We start from the raw sequence: 15,376 nt of genomic DNA on the forward strand, positions 1-15,376 counted from the left end.
TCGTTTCAAGCTAGCGAACAAACGTCTTTCAGGCGCGCTTGCGCCGTTTCGGGAGCAAACCCTTGATCATCACGCGCCGCGCCTTCACCGCCGCCCTCTCGCTGAGCGGACTCGCCGCCTTCGCCGGTCTCTCGCCGTGGCGCCTGATCGGCGAGGCCATGGCCCAGAGCGTCACCGCCGCCGACGTCGCCAAACCGGTCTCGCTGCCGGACATGGCGCTCGGTCCCAAGGATGCCGCCGTCACCATCACCGAATATGCGTCGATGACCTGTCCGCACTGCGCGCGCTTTGCTGAAAGCGTGTTCCCGAAGATCAAGGCGGAATACATCGACACCAACAAGGTCCGTTACGTGTTCCGTGAATTCCCGCTCGACATCAAGGCGGCGGCCGGCTCGATGCTCGCCCGCTGCATCGCCAAGGACGACGCGGGAAAATACTTCGCCGTCATCGACACGCTGTTCAAGTCGCAGGATGTATGGACCGGATCGAAGACCACGGAATCGCTCAAGCAGATCGGCAAGCAGGCCGGCCTCAGCGGACAGGAGGTCGAAACCTGCCTCAAGGATCAGGCCCTGCTCGACAAGATCGCGGCCGACCAGAAATACGCCAACGAGGTTCTGAAGGTGAATTCGACGCCGACGTTCTTCATCAATGGCGACATGGTGAAGGGCGAGACCTCATTCGAGGAGTTCAAGAAGAAGATCGACCCGCTGTTGAAGGGCTGAGTGCGCGGCGCAGGGCGCATTCGACAGAGCACGCACGAGTTCCACCTGGGGTTCTCTGCGTCTGATGGAATCGAGAAGCGGATTCTATAGTTTGATTCGACACTTTTTCTTCACGCGAACGATCCACTTCGCTCGAAAACACTCTAACTGCCGCAAAAGCCTCTGGAAAAGCCTGCTCCCGCGGTTGCCCAGACGCGGCGCCCTCGTCATTGTCGAGCCTCGCGAGGCGCGACTCAGGGCTGCCGGCAATACTACATATGGTATTGTAACTGCGGGCTGATTCGTGTCTTGCCAGCAAGCAGAGTGCCCATGAAACTCACGCGCCTTCGCCTTCACGGATTCAAGTCGTTCGTCGAGCCCACCGATTTCGTGATCGAGCCGGGTCTCACCGGCGTGGTCGGGCCGAACGGCTGCGGCAAGTCCAACCTGGTCGAAGCGCTGCGCTGGGCGATGGGCGAGACTTCGCACAAGTCGCTGCGCGCCGCCGACATGGACGCGGTGATCTTCGCAGGTTCGGGCAACCGCCCGGCGCGCAACCACGCCGAAGTGGTGATGACGATCGACAATACCGATCGCTCCGCCCCTGCGGCCGTCAACGATTCCGAGACGCTGGAGATTTCACGCCGGATCGAGCGCGAGGCAGGCTCGGTCTATCGCATCAACGGCCGTGACGTGCGCGCCCGCGACGTGCAGATCCTGTTCGCCGACGCTGCCACTGGCGCGCGTTCGCCGGCGCTGGTGCATCAGGGCAAGATCGGCGAGATCATCCAGGCCAAGCCTGAACAGAGGCGCCGTGTGCTCGAGGACGCCGCCGGCGTCGCCGGCCTGCATGCGCGCCGTCATGAAGCTGAACTGCGGCTGAAGGCCGCAGAGACCAACCTTACCCGCGTCGAGGACGTGATCGGCCAGCTTTCCGGCCAGATGGATGGCCTCAAGAAGCAGGCACGGCAGGCGATCCGCTATCGCGACGTCGCGGCGAAGGTGCGCAAGGCCGAGGCGATGCTGTTCCACCTGCGCTGGCTGGACGCGCAGGCCGAGGTGACGGAAGCCGCCAGGATTCACGATGTGAACGTCCGCGAACTGGCGGAACGCACCCGCGAGCAGGCGGAAGCCGCCCGTCTCCAGGCCGAACGCGCAACCGAATTGCCGGCGCTCCGCGAGGCGGAAGCCCGCGCCGCCGCCGGACTGCAGCGCCTCACCAGCGCGCGCGAGGCGCTCGACCGCGAGGAGGAGCGTGCGAAGGAGCGCGCCGCCGAACTCGATCGCCGGCTGACGCAGCTTGCATCCGACATCGAGCGCGAGCAGCGGCAATCCTCCGATGCCGATGACGCCTTGCGGCGGCTGGAGGCCGAGGACACCGAGCTGAAGGAGGAGATCAAGTCGCGCGTCGAGACCCGCAGCGGCGTTGACGAGCGGGCGGCGCAGGCGGAAGCAACTCTCGCCGCGACAGAGGCCAAGTTTGCGGAATTGACCCGCGCGCTGGCCGACCTCACCGCGAAGCGTAACCAACTCGAATCGAACGTGCGGACCCATCGCGACCGTCTGGCGCGTATCGATCAGCAGATCACGGACGTGCAGCGCGAGACCGAGGCGCTAACGCAGCAGACCAGCGGCTTCGGTGATCTCGATGCGCTGAGCGCGGCGATCGAGGGCGCGCAACAGGCGCTCGCGCAATCGGAAAGCCTGAGCCGAGAACGCGAGGCCGAACACGCCGCTGCGCGAGGGCAGCTCGATGCCGCTCGCTCCGGCGTCGAAGCAGCGCGCGGGCCGTTGCAGGAAGCCGACAAGCGCGCCCAGCGGCTCGAAACCGAAGCCAAGACCATCGCCAAGATCCTCAACGGCGAAAGCAAGAACCTGTGGCCGCCGATCATCGACGGCATCAGCGTCGACAAGGGCTACGAGAAGGCGATCGGCGCCGTACTCGGCGACGACCTCGACGCACCGGTGGACAAATCCGCGCCGATGCGCTGGACCGGCGCCGCCGTCACGGGCGACGACCCAACGTTGCCCGAGAGCGTGGAATCCCTTGCCGCCCACGTGCAGGCGCCGCCGGAACTGGCGCGACGTCTGGCCCAGATCGGCGTCGTCGCCAGGGAGCGCGGCGCTGAGCTGGTCTCGCATTTGAAAACCGGCCAGCGGCTGGTGTCGCTCGAAGGCGACGTCTGGCGCTGGGACGGCTTCGTGACCGCGGCCCATGCACCGACCGGCGCGGCGCGGCGGCTCGCCGAGCGCGCGCGTCTTGCCGACATCGAGAGTGAGATCGAGCGCGCGCGCATTGAAGTCGCCGAGCGGCGGCAGGCGCTGGAGGCGGCCCAGCAGGCGGTCGCCGCCGCCGGTCAGGCCGTCACGGCAGCCGCCTCGGCCGAGAGCGAGGCGCGCAACGCCTGGCGCACGGCGCAGCGCGAGGCCGATGCCGCGCGCGAACGTCATGCCAGCGCCGAGCGCGAGATTAACCGCCATGCGGCGCGCCGCTCCGCGCTGACCGAAGCGCACAATCGCCTGACCAGCGACCGCCTTGAGGCCGCCGCTGCCCATGAAACCGCCACCGCCACGCTTGGCGAGTTGCCGCCGAGCCTCGACACCGAAACGAAGCTTGGCGAAGTGCGGACCGAGATCGATGGCCATCGGCGGCTCGCCGCGCAGGTGCGCGCCGAAGCGCAGGCGCTGGCGCGCGAAGCCGAGCTTGCGGATCGCCGCCTGCAGGCGATATCGGCCGAACGTAACGAATGGCAAACCCGCAAGCAGAGCTCAGCCTCGCAGATCGCGACCATCGAGGCGCGCGTCACCGAGGTGAAGGCCGAGCGCGCCGATCTCGACAACGCGCCGGCACTGTTCGCCGAGAAACGCAGCGCGGTCATCAGCGAGATCGAGCACGCCGAGAAGGATCGCCGCGACGCGGCCGATGCGCTCGCCGCCGCCGAAGCCGCGATGGCGGAAACCGATCGGGCCGCGAAAATCTCGCTGGAGGCACTGTCGAGCGCACGCGAAGCCACCGCGCGCGCCGAGGAACGCATGGACGGCAGCAGGCGGCGTCTGGAGGATACCGAACGGGAAATCCGCGACATGCTCGAGGTGGAGCCCTCCACGGTGGCGTCGCTGGCTGAGGTGCAGGACGGCGTCGACCTGCCGCCGCTGCCGGAGATCGAGGCGGAACTGGAAAAGCTGCGCCGCGACCGCGACCGCCTCGGCGCCGTCAACCTGCGCGCCGAGGAGGAACTGCGCGAGATCGAGACCCAGCACACCTCGCTCGCCACCGAGCGCGACGATCTGGTCGAGGCGATCAAGAAGCTGCGCACCGGCATCCAGAGTCTCAACCGCGAGGCGCGCGAGCGGCTTCTGACCTCGTTCGAGACCGTCAACACCCATTTCAAGCGGCTGTTCACCGAACTGTTCGGTGGCGGCGAAGCCGCGCTGCACCTGATCGAGAGCGACGATCCGCTGGAAGCCGGCCTCGAAATCATCGCCAAGCCGCCGGGCAAGAAGCCGCAGACGCTGTCGCTGCTCTCGGGCGGCGAACAGGCGCTGACGGCGCTAGCGCTGATCTTCGCGGTGTTCCTCACCAACCCGTCGCCGATCTGCGTGCTGGACGAAGTCGACGCACCGCTCGACGACCACAACGTCGAACGCTTCTGCAATCTCCTGCACGAGATGACATCGTCCACGGAGACGCGCTTCATCATCATCACGCACAATCCGATCACCATGGCGCGGATGAACCGCCTGTTCGGCGTGACCATGGCCGAGCGCGGGGTTTCGCAACTGGTGTCGGTCGATCTTGAAAACGCGGTGAAGATCCTCGACCAGAACGTGGCGTAAGGCGAGCGCCCCGCTCCGACCTCCGCAAAAACCTCGCGGATATCAATGCGATGGGCCATGCGAAAGGCGCCGGCCGAGATTAGCTTAGAACCAATCCAGACAACTGATATTGCGAAGGAATTATCCATTCGATAAAGGCGGCTCCATGATCGCTTGAGGATCGCGCGATCGAGGGGCAAGGCTCGCGCCGTGACGTTTGATCTCCATGACCTTTTCCGGCGACACAGCAAGGAGCTGACCCGCTACTTGCGCCGTCGCGTGCCGTCCGCTGACGTGGCCGCGGATCTGACCCAGGAAGCATTTCTCGCGCTTTGTTCGGCGCGCTCCCGCACCTCCATCGACAATGGCCACGCGTATCTGTTCCGCACGGCGTCCAATCTGGCGATCAACTACAATCGCCGCCAGCGCATCCTGTCTTTTGTCGATGATCCGGAGCCGGCGCTTGCAACGCTTGCCGACGAGACGCCGTCGGCCGAGCAGATTCTGCTGTCCCGGCAGGAACTCATGATCGTTTACGCGACGCTGAAGGAATTCCCGCCGGCTCATCGCGCGGTTTTCATCCTGTCGCGCATCGACGGCCGAACCTTTGATGAGATCGGCCGGATGCTCGACATCCAGCCCCGGACGGCGTTCGGCCACATGGTGCGAATCCTCGCCCGGATGAAACTGCGCATCGACGAAGCCCGGCGTTAGAGAATTTCGCTACACGGTTTCTTCACACGAAGCGGTCCGCTTCGCTCATAAACGTTATGGCCTCAAAAGTTCGCCTCTCCCGATTGTCGATATACTGGGACAAACAGGCGGGCCCTGTTTGCGCCCTCCGGGAGATTGGTTTGCATGGAACGCGCCGGCGGCAGTGATATGTCAGACGATCCCGACCATGTCCGGATCGTCGAGAAGGCGGCGGTCTGGTTTGCCACGATGCACGGCAGTAGCCCATCGGCCAGGGACAAGAAGGCGTTGAAGGCTTGGCTCGCGGCCGATCCGCGCCACGCAAGAGCCTACGCCGACATCGACCGGCTATGGACGGGCGCGATCGAACTTCCCGGCATGAAGGAGCGCCACCGCACCGCGCGCAAGGCGATGACGCGCCGCGGGCTCGGCAAGGCCGTCATCGCCGGCGCGGTCGGCCTCGGGGCATGGCGATATCTGGCGAGCCACCCGTTTGCCGATTATCGCACCACGACCGGCGAGCGCCGCACCGTGACCCTCGCCGACGGATCGACCGTGGATCTTGCGGCAGAAACGAAACTGTCGGTGGCCTTCACGCGCGAGCGACGCGGCCTTACGCTGCACGAAGGCGAGGCATTTTTCGCGGTTGCAAAAGACGCAGGACGGCCCTTCGTCGTCGAGGCGGGCGAGGGACGCACAACCGCGCTCGGCACGGCGTTCGGCGTCGGTTATCGGGACGAGAGCGTGACCGTCACTGTAACGGAGAGCGCCGTCGATGTCGCGCTCAATAGCGAGGCCACCCGTGTTTCCGCAGGCTCGCTGATCACCTACGACAGCCGCCATATCGGAGAGCCCCGGCCATCGGAAACCGGCGCCGAACTCGCGTGGCGGGAGGGTCGGCTGATCTTCACGCAAGCGCCACTCGGCCGGGCCGTGCAGGCGCTTAACCGCTGGCGCTCGGGGCGCATCGTCGTCGTGGGTGGGTCGCTTGCGGCGCGCCCGATCACGCTCATCGTCAACCTCGACCGCACGGACACCATCGTGGCGCAGCTCGCAGAGGCGGTGCCGATGCGGATTGTTGCCGCCACGCCATACATGACGCTGTTGTTTCCCGCTGACTGATTTTTTTCCGCCAGCCCCCAAAATTCCGGAGCCTCGATTGTCTGACTCTGTAACCACGCTCCGGCGTCCCTGCCGGAGCCTGTTCATGGGGGCTTGAAGGGATGAGAAGCGGGGCAGGACAAGGACTGGTCGGGCAAGCATGGGTTCGCGCGCCGAAGGGCTGCGCGGCTTTGCTGCTGCTATCGACGGCGGTGACGACGGGCGTAGTCGGCGTCGCCAGCGCGCAGGCGCCCGGATCGGACGCGCGCGTCGTGGCCCCTGCTGCAAGTCATGACTTCGCCATTCCGCCCCAGCCGCTCGCAGGCGCGATCTCGGCGTTCTCCCGTGTCACCGGTCTCGATGTCGTCGGCGACGGCGGCATCGCGCGCGGCGTCCGCTCGCCCGGCGTCTCAGGCCATCTCACTCCGCGGCAAGCGCTTGCCCGCCTCTTGGAAGGAACGGGCCTCGGCTATCGTTTCACGAATGCCTCCACCGTTGCGATCCAGCGGCCGAATGCGGACGGCAGTGTGGGAGCCGCGCCCGCCGGCGCGATCTCGCTTGATACCATCGACGTGCAGGGCGAGACCGCGTGGGGTCCGGTCAACGGCTTTGTCGCCAGCCGCAGCGCGACCGGAACGAAGACCGACACGCCGATCATCGAGGTGCCGCAATCGATTTCCGTTATCACGCGAGATCAGATCGAAGCCCGGAAACCGTCCGTCCTCGTCGATGCCTTGACGTATACGCCGGGAGTGACTGCGGAAGTCAGCGGCATCATGCCGAGTGATAGCATTATCAAAATTCGAGGCTTCGACGCGTGGGACAGGAACAGTGGGAAAGGCGCATTTTATCTGAATGGTCTTCGTACACCCAATGGCGCTTATGAACCTTATGGGCTTGAGCGCATCGAAGTAATGCGGGGAGCGGCTTCGGTCCTCTATGGGCAGGGACAGCCAAGCGGCATCGTCAACCTCGCCACCAAACGTCCGACCGAACAGCCTGTCCGCGAAATAATGCTTCAAGGCGGGTCATTCGATCGCAAGGTCGGCGCGTTCGATTTCGGCGGGCCGGCGAACGACGACAAGACGTTGCTCTATCGTTTCACTGGCCTGATCCGGGACGCGAACTCTCAGATCGATTTCTCGCCAGATGACCGCGTATTTTTCTCAGGAGCCGTGACATGGCGTCCCACTGACGCGACGGATATCATGTTCTACGGAAACTATCAGAAAGACCGCTATCGATATAATGGCAATTTGCCTGCGCAAGGAACAATCTTGCCCAATCCGAACGGGCGGATTCCACTGTCACGCTTCCTTGGCGAGCCAACGCCCGATCTTATCAATACCAACGAACTAGCCTCCGTCGGATACAGCGCCGAACACCGCACTGACGTTGGTTGGACCTTTCGGCAAAACCTTCGATATGATTATGGCGACAATAGTCGTAACACTGTGAGCGCCAGAGGGCTTCAGGCTGACCTCAGAACGGCTAATCGTATTCAATTCAACTCTCCGCGCCTCGAGAATCAGTTTGAGCTCGATAATCAAGCTGAGCTGAAAGCGACAACGGGACCTCTGAAGCAGACGCTATTGGTCGGGGTCAACTACCGACGGACAAGCTATCGCGAGAAGGACTACTTCGGTTCAGTCCCGCCAATCGATGTTTACGCGCCGGTCTATGGTCAGCCCCTGCCTCCAACTGTTTTCGATTGGGATCAGACTATAGCCCTGCAGCAAGCGGGCCTTTACCTACAGGACCAGATCAAGCTCGACCACTGGATCCTGACACTGGGCGGACGCCACGACTGGGCGACATCCAAAGCACACAACAACTTGTTGAATGTACCCGCGCAACAGCAGGACGACCGCGCCTTCACCAAGAGAGCCGGCCTTGGCTATGAGTTCGATTTCGGACTGGTGCCCTATGTGGGTTACGCGCAATCCTTTGAGCCGGTTAGTGGCACGACATTTGAAGGGACGCTATTCAAGCCCGAGACAGGCAGGTTGTATGAGGCGGGGATCAAGTATCAGCCTCAAGGTACCAACGTGCGGTTCACAGCCGCCATCTTTGATTTGCGACGCCAGAACGTTCTCGCACCGGATCCGGATCCAGCGCATCCATTTGAGAGTATACAGATCGGCGAGGTGACATCGCGCGGGCTTGAGCTTGAAGCAGTCGCCAGCCTGACAAACAACATCGATCTGACTGCTGCCTATACCTACAACGACGTAAAGATCACGAAGAGCTCAAGCATCGACGAGACTCTCGGAAAACGTCTTCCGCGAGCCCCTCAGAACATGGCGTCTCTCTGGGCCGACTACACCATTCGCGAAGGAGCGCTAAGCGGGTTCGGGTTTGGCGCGGGAGTGCGCTATGTCGGCGAAAGCGCCGGCGACGATCTCAACACCTTCTACGTGCCCGCCTATACGCTGGTGGACGCCATGATCCGTTACGATATCAACAACTGGCGTTTCTCCGTCAACGCCACCAACCTGTTCGATCAATATTATATCCCGGCGTGTTCGAGTATAGCCACGTGTGCCGTCGGCCGGACTCGAACTGTTCTCGGAACAGTGACGTATCGCTGGTAGCCCGTGTCCCGGACGCGATGCAGCGCCAAGCGAAGCCTCGCAGACCCGGAACCGTTGCGGACGCAGCGATCCGAACCCGGAATCCAGCCAGACTGAATGTGTTATTTAATTGCCGGATTCCGGATCGCCCCTGGCGCAGCGTCCGGGATGACTGGACAGGATTCTTCAACCTGCTGAAGCAAGCCCGCTCTGGCGAGGCCGCCCGATAGCGGGTATCAGAACTCCGCCGGCAGGCGTCAGTTTAGGCGAAACCTGCCGGCCATGACGGGTTTTGTCGCATCGGCGTCCGCCTCAACATGATTTCGCCCTCCCTTCCCGCCGCGCTGCGCGCCGCACTCGAACAAAAGGCGCAGGGCCTCTCCCGCAGCGACGCCGCGGTTCGCGCGACGGTGATCTCGCAAACCTATCGCAGCGGCGGCGGCTCCAATGCGATCCGAAACGAGTCCGACGCACTCGCCTATGCGCTGGCGCGGATGCCCGCGACCTATGCGGCCGTCGTCGCCAGCCTGAATGCGCTGCGCGAGATCCGTCCGGAATTTTCACCAACCAGTTTGCTCGACCTCGGCGCTGGTCCGGGGACCGCGACATGGGCGGCGGCGCAGGCATTCGAATCCCTCGACGCGTTTGCGGCGATCGACGCCAATCCCGCGCTGCGGTCGCTTGCACTCGATCTCGCCGCCGATGAGTCGCGGCTGCGCCGTCTCCACTATGTGCAAAGCGATGCGTTGACCGGACTTCGCGAGAAGTCCGTAAGCGCCGATCTCGTCGTCGCGAGTTATGTCATCGGCGAAATGAATGCCGAGCGGCAAACCGCATTCGCCGATCTGATATGGGCCGCAACAAGCGATACGCTGCTGGTCGTCGAACCCGGCACGCCCGCCGGTTATCGACGCATTATCGATCTGCGCCGCCGGCTGATCGCGCAAGGCGCGCACGTCGTCGCGCCCTGCCCGCACGACCGAGAATGTCCGCTCGTGGCGTCTTCAGGCGAAGCAGGCACCGTTTCGCCTGAAGACAATATCTCAAAACAGAAACCCACCCCGGACTGGTGTCACTTCGCGCAGCGGCTGCCGCGATCCCGCGCGCACAAGCAGATCAAGAGCGCGGAGCTTCCTTTCGAGGATGAGAAATTCAGCTACGTCGCGCTGGCCCGAACGCCCCCCCGGCAACGTCCCTCGCGGGTGCTGACGCCGCCGCTGGTCACCAAGGCCGGAATGCGGATCAAACTGTGCCAGCCCGACGCGTGCGCCGGATTCGTGACAATTCCCCGCCGCGACAAGGCCGCCTATGCGCGCGTGCGCAGGATCAGTTGGGGCGACACAGTTGATCGCACCGAGCCGTAGCGTCCGAGACTATGATGGCCGCGTGAACACGTAAGTCAGCCCGGTGAGCATGATGAGCACCACCGCCGCCGTGAGCCACGGTCCCGGATGGCTGCCGAACCAGAATCCGGCAAAACCGATCGCCATGCCGCCCAGCGCCATCAGTTTGGCTTTTACCGGGATCGCACCGCGCTCGCGCCAGCCGCGCAACAACGGACCAAATTGCCGATGCTGCAACAGCCAGTTTTCCAGCCGGGGCGAGGAACGCGCGAAACAGGCGGCGGCCAGGATCAGGAACGGCGTCGTCGGCAGCACCGGCAGGAACGCGCCGATAAAACCGAGCGCGACGAACCCGATACCCAGCACCAGAAACACATAGCGCATCATCCGCGGCGTGGCCGCGTGCCGATCGACGGCACTCGCCGTATCGGTATCGAAAGACTGTTCGTTCGCGATCATTCCCTCGCCATTCTGATCCGCCACATCAAAATTCCTGCAAATTCATGCTTCCACAGAACAAAGTACGCGACAACTTGAACTTTTCTAAGGATTTTCCACACCAAAAGGTGCCCTTCCCGGCGGTTCCTGCTGTTCGCAGGTCATTTCGTCTACGATAGCCGCCTTCGCCCGTCTTATTTAGGAGTCTAACCATGTCGTCCGGCTGGATCATTCTCGGCGTCATTGTCGCCATCGCCCTGTTCGCGCTTGTCGCCTATAACCGGCTGGTCGCACTCAGCCAGCGCGTCGGCCAGGCCTTCGCCGACATCGACGTGCAGCTCAAGCAGCGGCACGATCTGGTGCCAAACCTTGTCGAAACCGTGAAAGGTTATGCCGCACATGAACGCGGAACGCTGGACGATGTCATCAAGGCGCGCAACGTGGCGATGTCGGCGCAGGGTCCTGCACAGGTCGGCGCCGCCGAGAACCAGTTGAGCGGCGCGCTCGGCCGTCTGATCGCGCTGTCGGAGGCCTATCCCGACCTCAAGGCCAACGCCAGCTTCCAGCAGCTCGCCAGCGAGCTGTCCGACCTCGAGAACAAGATCGCGGCCAGCCGTCGTTTCTTCAACAACGCGGTCCAGGAATACAACACCGGCATTCAGCAGATGCCGGCGGCGCTGTTCGCCGGCACATTCGGTTTCACCCGCAAGGAATTCTTCGACCTCGGCGCCAGCCGCACCACGGTGGAGCAGACGCCGCAGGTGAAGTTCTGATCACGATTCCGCGGAGTCCGGAATGATGCTTGTTTATCAGCGTCATTCCGGGGCGTCGCGCCGCGACGAACCCGAAATCCAGTCCCGATCGCAAAGCTCTGGATTCCGGGTTCATGCCATCGGCGCGAACGTGAGGCATCCTTCGCCGGGCTTGCCCCGGAATGACGACTTCTAGGCGAACATGCCATGGCAGCTTACGGTCTCTACACCCACATCGCATCGAACAAGATCCGTTCGATGTTCTTGCTCGCCGGTCTGTTCTTGCTGATTTACGTGATGGTGTTCTCCGGCGCGCTGATCGCCGAAGTCGTCCGCCGCGGCACGGACCACGCCGCGGCGTTCTATTTCACCCGGGCCTGGCATGACCTGATCGTCGCGTTTCCATGGGCCACGACGGGTTCGGCGCTATGGATCGGCATTGCCTATTTCTTCCATCAGTCGATGATCGACGCGGTCACCGGCGGCCGTGACGTCAGCCGCAAGGAACAGCCGCGGCTCTATAACCTTTTGGAAAATCTGTGCATCTCGCGCGGCATCCCGATGCCCAAGCTGAAGGTGATGGACAGCGACGCAGTCAACGCCTTCGCCACTGGGTTGAACCGCCGCCAATACGCCATCACCGTCACCACCGGCCTGATGAAGGAACTCAACGATCGGGAGATGGAGGCGGTGTTGGGCCACGAACTGACCCACATCCGCAACGGCGACGTGCAGTTGATGGTGGTCGCTGTCATCATTGCCGGCGGCGTCAGCTTCCTTGCTGAATTGTTCTTCCGCATCTTCCTCGACAGCGGCGCGCGGATCGGCGGCGGAAGCTGGCGCTCGTCCCGCTCGTCCTCATCATCCGGCGGCAACAGCGACAGCAAGGGCGGCGGCGCTATTATCGCCCTGATCGTCGCCGTGGCCCTGATCGCGCTGGCCTGGTTCCTGTCGCAGGTGGTCCGGCTGGCGCTCTCCCGCTCCCGGGAACTCATGGCCGATGCCGGCTCGGTCGAATTGACCAAGGATCCCGACGCCATGATTTCGGCGCTGCGCAAGATCGAGAACCGCGGCGAACTGCCGGGCGCAACCTCCGCGGTGATGGAAATGTGTGTCGACAACCCGCGCGAAGGCTTCGCCGACCTGTTCGCCACCCATCCATCGATCGAGACGCGGGTGCGTGCGCTGGTGACATATGCCGGTGGACGCGATCCCGGCCCGATTCGTCATCCTCAGGAGCGCGATGCGACCGATCCGGTCGGCAAGCAGGAACTGCCGCCGGGGCCGTGGGGCGAACCCGCGCCGCCAGCATCAGCAACGCCCCCTGCTCCCGGACCCTGGGGCAATCATTCCTGATCCTGCCGTTTCCGAAGCCGATTCACGCTCGCAAAATTGCCCAAGGGGCCACTATTTCCGGGCGCCATGATGAATTTCGCCAGATTTAACATATCGAATTGAATTCTCCCTCGTTTCTGCCATGGTCGCCCCCCAAGCAAACATCGGGGACATGCCGTCCGCGCGACCATTGCGCGGTTTTCGGCTTTCAGCTTGCTCAAAGGGGTCTCATGGCCAAGCCAGCAGTGATTGTGGTGGGCGCGGACAAGGGCGGGGTCGGCAAGACCACGGTTTCGCGCACCGTGCTCGATTATTTCAACGCCAACAACGTGCCAACCCGGGCGTTCGACACCGAATCGCCACGCGGCACGCTGAAGCGCTTTCACCCCGACATCACCGAGATCGTCGACATGACGACGACCGCGGACCAGATGAAGATTTTCGACACGCTGAACACCGCCAAAGCCAGCGTCACGGTGATCGACGTCCGCGCCGGACTGATGTCGCCGGCGCTGGCCTCGCTTCGCGATATCGGGTTCCTCGATGCAGCGAAGTCCGGGCAGATCACCTTCGCAGTGTTCCATATCCTCGGTCCCTCGATCGCCTCGCTCGACGAGATCGCGGAGACCGCGAACTTCATGTCCGGCGCGAAATATTTCCTGGTCAAGAATTTCATCAACAACACGAACTTCTTCGAGTGGGACCAGGCCACCTACAACGCCTACTTCCGCAAGATCAAGGACGCGACCGAGATCACCATCCCGAAGCTTAACGAGATGGCCTACGAGCAGGTCGAAGTATCCTCGGTGCCGTTCCTCAAATTCGTGGCCAACAAGGGACAAAAGAACGAGTCCGCGAATTATTCATTCGTCCTGCGCGGCTACGTCCGTCACTGGCTCGCGAATGTCTGGAGCGAATTCGACCGCATCAAGCTTACCGACATCGTTACCTCGAAGGAGAAAGCCAGCCGCGCCTCGGCCAAGTAACCGGTCGTTTTGAAGCGAGCGGGGCGACGGAAACCACGCGTCGTGCCGACAGCGCAGACCTCATAGCGCAGATCTCGACGCGCAGGCGCGCGCATCGAGAATGACGGTGGAGAGTTTTTCGACATCCTGCTAGATCGGGATGCTCTCTCCGATATATCGGTCATGCCCCGCACGCCCGTCTACATCATTTGCTCGCCACGGCCGCAAGTCGGCAAGACGCTGATCGCGCGGCAGCTCAGCGAGTTTCTGCGCTTGCAGCGTGGCGACGTTCTCGCGTTCGACGTCAACCTGAGGGAGCCGTCGCTGGTCGACTACCTGCCGCGCCTCACCGAGACCGCCGAGATCGACGACACTTACGGCAAGATGGCGCTGATGGACCGGCTGATCGTCGATGACGGCCTCGCCAAGGTGATCGACCTTGGCTATCACGCGTTCGACGAATTCTTCGGGATGATCGCGGAAATCGGTTTTATCAAGGAATCCGTCCGGAGCAACGTGGCGCCGGTCGTCCTGTTCGTGGCCGACAGCGATCGTGTGTCCTCACGCAGCTATCACACTCTGCGGGCAATGCTGGCGCCCGACGCGCTCGTCGTTATCGACAATGAATACGTCCTGCGCGGAGACCTGCCCGAGACTTTCATGCACAGTCAGGTGATGCGCGTCGCGGTGCTTCCGGCGTTTCTCAAGAGCTACATCGAACGGCTCACTTTTTCCTTCACCAGCTATCTGCGAACCGAGAAGGATACCTCCACCGAACTGCATCAGTGGGTCCGCAGCAATTATTTCAGTTTCCGCGAAATCGAGCAGCGGCTGGCGCAGCAGCGGGAGTGACGTCCCGGGCAGACGAAACGGCGAGCTGGTTTTTTTGGCTCAATGCCCGCCGAACGCCATCAGCGTCCGAACCGGAACGTCCATCGCCCGCAGCTTGGCGGCGCCGCCGAGGTCCGGCAGGTCGATAATGAAGCAGGCCGCCACCACATTGGCGCCGATCTGGCGCAGCAGCTTCACCGCACCCTCCGCCGTACCGCCGGTGGCGATCAGATCGTCGACCAGAATGACGCGCTCGTCCTTCGCGATGGCATCGACGTGCATTTCCATTTCGTCGGTGCCGTATTCGAGCGCGTAGGCCATCCGCACGGTCTGATGCGGCAGCTTGCCCTTCTTGCGGATCGGCACGAAGCCCGCCGAAACCTGATGCGCCACCGCGCCGCCGAGAATGAAACCGCGCGCCTCGATGCCGGCGACCTTGTCGATCTTCGAGCCAGCCCAGGGATGCACGAGCAGATCGACCGCACGGCGGAACGCGCGTGCGTCGCCGAGCAGCGTGGTGATGTCGCGGAACATGATCCCGGGCTTCGGATAATCCGGAATGGTGCGGACGGAAGCCTGCAGATCGTCTTCGAAGGTCATGGAATTACTCTCGGAGAAACAAGGGAGGGAGATTGATCTGCCGTGGTCATCGCCGGACTCGATCCGGGCAATCCATCGTCTTTTGAGTAAGAGGGATACGCGGGTCAAGCCCGAGCTTTGACCGATGCCGACAATCGGGTTGATGCGGCGTCGGGCGTGGGTTTGTAACCTGGTTTTCCGGTGCGGTCGATCCAGTCGAGGATGGTGCCAAGCTCGCCTTGCAGG

At 63.0% G+C, this 15,376-nt stretch carries 12 protein-coding genes; 10 read left to right on the top strand and 2 right to left on the bottom strand.

What is annotated here, in order from left to right:
• Nucleotides 1-62: 62 nt before the first annotated feature.
• From ACS3WB_RS09745 to ACS3WB_RS09770, 6 genes are all read left to right on the top strand, one after another.
• The gene (locus ACS3WB_RS09745; RefSeq protein WP_438275357.1) at nucleotides 63-725 is read left to right on the top strand and encodes a DsbA family protein; all 663 of its coding nucleotides are present in this window, start codon (nucleotides 63-65) and stop codon (nucleotides 723-725) included.
• 309 nt (nucleotides 726-1,034) lie between these two features.
• Nucleotides 1,035-4,541 (top strand): chromosome segregation protein SMC, encoded by a 3,507-nt coding sequence (gene smc, locus ACS3WB_RS09750; RefSeq protein ID WP_438275358.1) that lies wholly within the window; start codon nucleotides 1,035-1,037, stop codon nucleotides 4,539-4,541.
• Nucleotides 4,542-4,730: 189 nt separating this feature from the next.
• Entirely contained in the window at nucleotides 4,731-5,234 is a 504-nt protein-coding gene (locus ACS3WB_RS09755) for an RNA polymerase sigma factor (RefSeq protein ID WP_438275359.1), read from the top strand.
• Nucleotides 5,235-5,378: 144 nt separating this feature from the next.
• The gene (locus ACS3WB_RS09760) at nucleotides 5,379-6,335 is read left to right on the top strand and encodes a FecR family protein (RefSeq protein WP_438275360.1); all 957 of its coding nucleotides are present in this window, start codon (nucleotides 5,379-5,381) and stop codon (nucleotides 6,333-6,335) included.
• Between the two features lie 101 nt (nucleotides 6,336-6,436).
• On the top strand, nucleotides 6,437-8,908 hold the full coding sequence (locus ACS3WB_RS09765; protein ID WP_438275361.1) for a TonB-dependent siderophore receptor: 2,472 nt from the start codon (nucleotides 6,437-6,439) through the stop codon (nucleotides 8,906-8,908).
• 296 nt (nucleotides 8,909-9,204) lie between these two features.
• Nucleotides 9,205-10,251 (top strand): small ribosomal subunit Rsm22 family protein, encoded by a 1,047-nt coding sequence (locus ACS3WB_RS09770; protein WP_438275362.1) that lies wholly within the window; start codon nucleotides 9,205-9,207, stop codon nucleotides 10,249-10,251.
• A 9-nt stretch (nucleotides 10,252-10,260) separates the two neighbouring features.
• Here ACS3WB_RS09770 and ACS3WB_RS09775 read toward each other — a convergent pair whose 3' ends face one another.
• The gene (locus ACS3WB_RS09775) at nucleotides 10,261-10,614 is read right to left on the bottom strand and encodes a YbaN family protein (protein WP_438275378.1); all 354 of its coding nucleotides are present in this window, start codon (nucleotides 10,612-10,614) and stop codon (nucleotides 10,261-10,263) included.
• 266 nt (nucleotides 10,615-10,880) lie between these two features.
• Between ACS3WB_RS09775 and ACS3WB_RS09780 the strand changes: the two genes are divergently transcribed.
• The 4 genes from ACS3WB_RS09780 to ACS3WB_RS09795 all read left to right on the top strand — a co-directional run bounded on the left by ACS3WB_RS09780 (nucleotide 10,881) and on the right by ACS3WB_RS09795 (nucleotide 14,572).
• A complete protein-coding gene (locus ACS3WB_RS09780; protein WP_438275363.1) occupies nucleotides 10,881-11,441 on the top strand; it encodes a LemA family protein in 561 nt (186 codons plus the stop codon).
• Between the two features lie 186 nt (nucleotides 11,442-11,627).
• Nucleotides 11,628-12,776 (top strand): M48 family metallopeptidase, encoded by a 1,149-nt coding sequence (locus tag ACS3WB_RS09785; RefSeq protein ID WP_438275364.1) that lies wholly within the window; start codon nucleotides 11,628-11,630, stop codon nucleotides 12,774-12,776.
• Between the two features lie 209 nt (nucleotides 12,777-12,985).
• Nucleotides 12,986-13,741, top strand: a complete 756-nt coding sequence (locus ACS3WB_RS09790; RefSeq protein WP_438275365.1) for a hypothetical protein — start codon at nucleotides 12,986-12,988, stop codon at nucleotides 13,739-13,741.
• 162 nt (nucleotides 13,742-13,903) lie between these two features.
• Complete coding sequence (locus ACS3WB_RS09795) at nucleotides 13,904-14,572, top strand: hypothetical protein (RefSeq protein WP_438275366.1); 669 nt, start codon at nucleotides 13,904-13,906, stop codon at nucleotides 14,570-14,572.
• A 39-nt stretch (nucleotides 14,573-14,611) separates the two neighbouring features.
• Here ACS3WB_RS09795 and ACS3WB_RS09800 read toward each other — a convergent pair whose 3' ends face one another.
• Nucleotides 14,612-15,151 (bottom strand): adenine phosphoribosyltransferase, encoded by a 540-nt coding sequence (locus ACS3WB_RS09800; protein ID WP_412771912.1) that lies wholly within the window; start codon nucleotides 15,149-15,151, stop codon nucleotides 14,612-14,614.
• Nucleotides 15,152-15,376: the final 225 nt, after the last annotated feature.

It is taken from the genome of Nitrobacter sp., from assembly GCF_051535215.1.
Classification (GTDB): domain Bacteria; phylum Pseudomonadota; class Alphaproteobacteria; order Rhizobiales; family Xanthobacteraceae; genus Nitrobacter.

What these genes read in the sequence shown, in the direction of transcription:
- ACS3WB_RS09760 (WP_438275360.1), top strand. Translation starts at nt 5,379, where the DNA reads ATGGAACGCGCCGGCGGCAGTGATATGTCAGACGATCCCGACCATGTC.
- ACS3WB_RS09800 (WP_412771912.1), bottom strand. Translation starts at nt 15,151, where the DNA reads ATGACCTTCGAAGACGATCTGCAGGCTTCCGTCCGCACCATTCCGGAT.
- ACS3WB_RS09795 (WP_438275366.1), top strand. Translation starts at nt 13,904, where the DNA reads ATGCCCCGCACGCCCGTCTACATCATTTGCTCGCCACGGCCGCAAGTC.
- ACS3WB_RS09765 (WP_438275361.1), top strand. Translation starts at nt 6,437, where the DNA reads ATGAGAAGCGGGGCAGGACAAGGACTGGTCGGGCAAGCATGGGTTCGC.
- ACS3WB_RS09785 (WP_438275364.1), top strand. Translation starts at nt 11,628, where the DNA reads ATGGCAGCTTACGGTCTCTACACCCACATCGCATCGAACAAGATCCGT.
- ACS3WB_RS09790 (WP_438275365.1), top strand. Translation starts at nt 12,986, where the DNA reads ATGGCCAAGCCAGCAGTGATTGTGGTGGGCGCGGACAAGGGCGGGGTC.
- smc (WP_438275358.1), top strand. Translation starts at nt 1,035, where the DNA reads ATGAAACTCACGCGCCTTCGCCTTCACGGATTCAAGTCGTTCGTCGAG.
- ACS3WB_RS09775 (WP_438275378.1), bottom strand. Translation starts at nt 10,614, where the DNA reads ATGCGCTATGTGTTTCTGGTGCTGGGTATCGGGTTCGTCGCGCTCGGT.
- ACS3WB_RS09770 (WP_438275362.1), top strand. Translation starts at nt 9,205, where the DNA reads ATGATTTCGCCCTCCCTTCCCGCCGCGCTGCGCGCCGCACTCGAACAA.
- ACS3WB_RS09780 (WP_438275363.1), top strand. Translation starts at nt 10,881, where the DNA reads ATGTCGTCCGGCTGGATCATTCTCGGCGTCATTGTCGCCATCGCCCTG.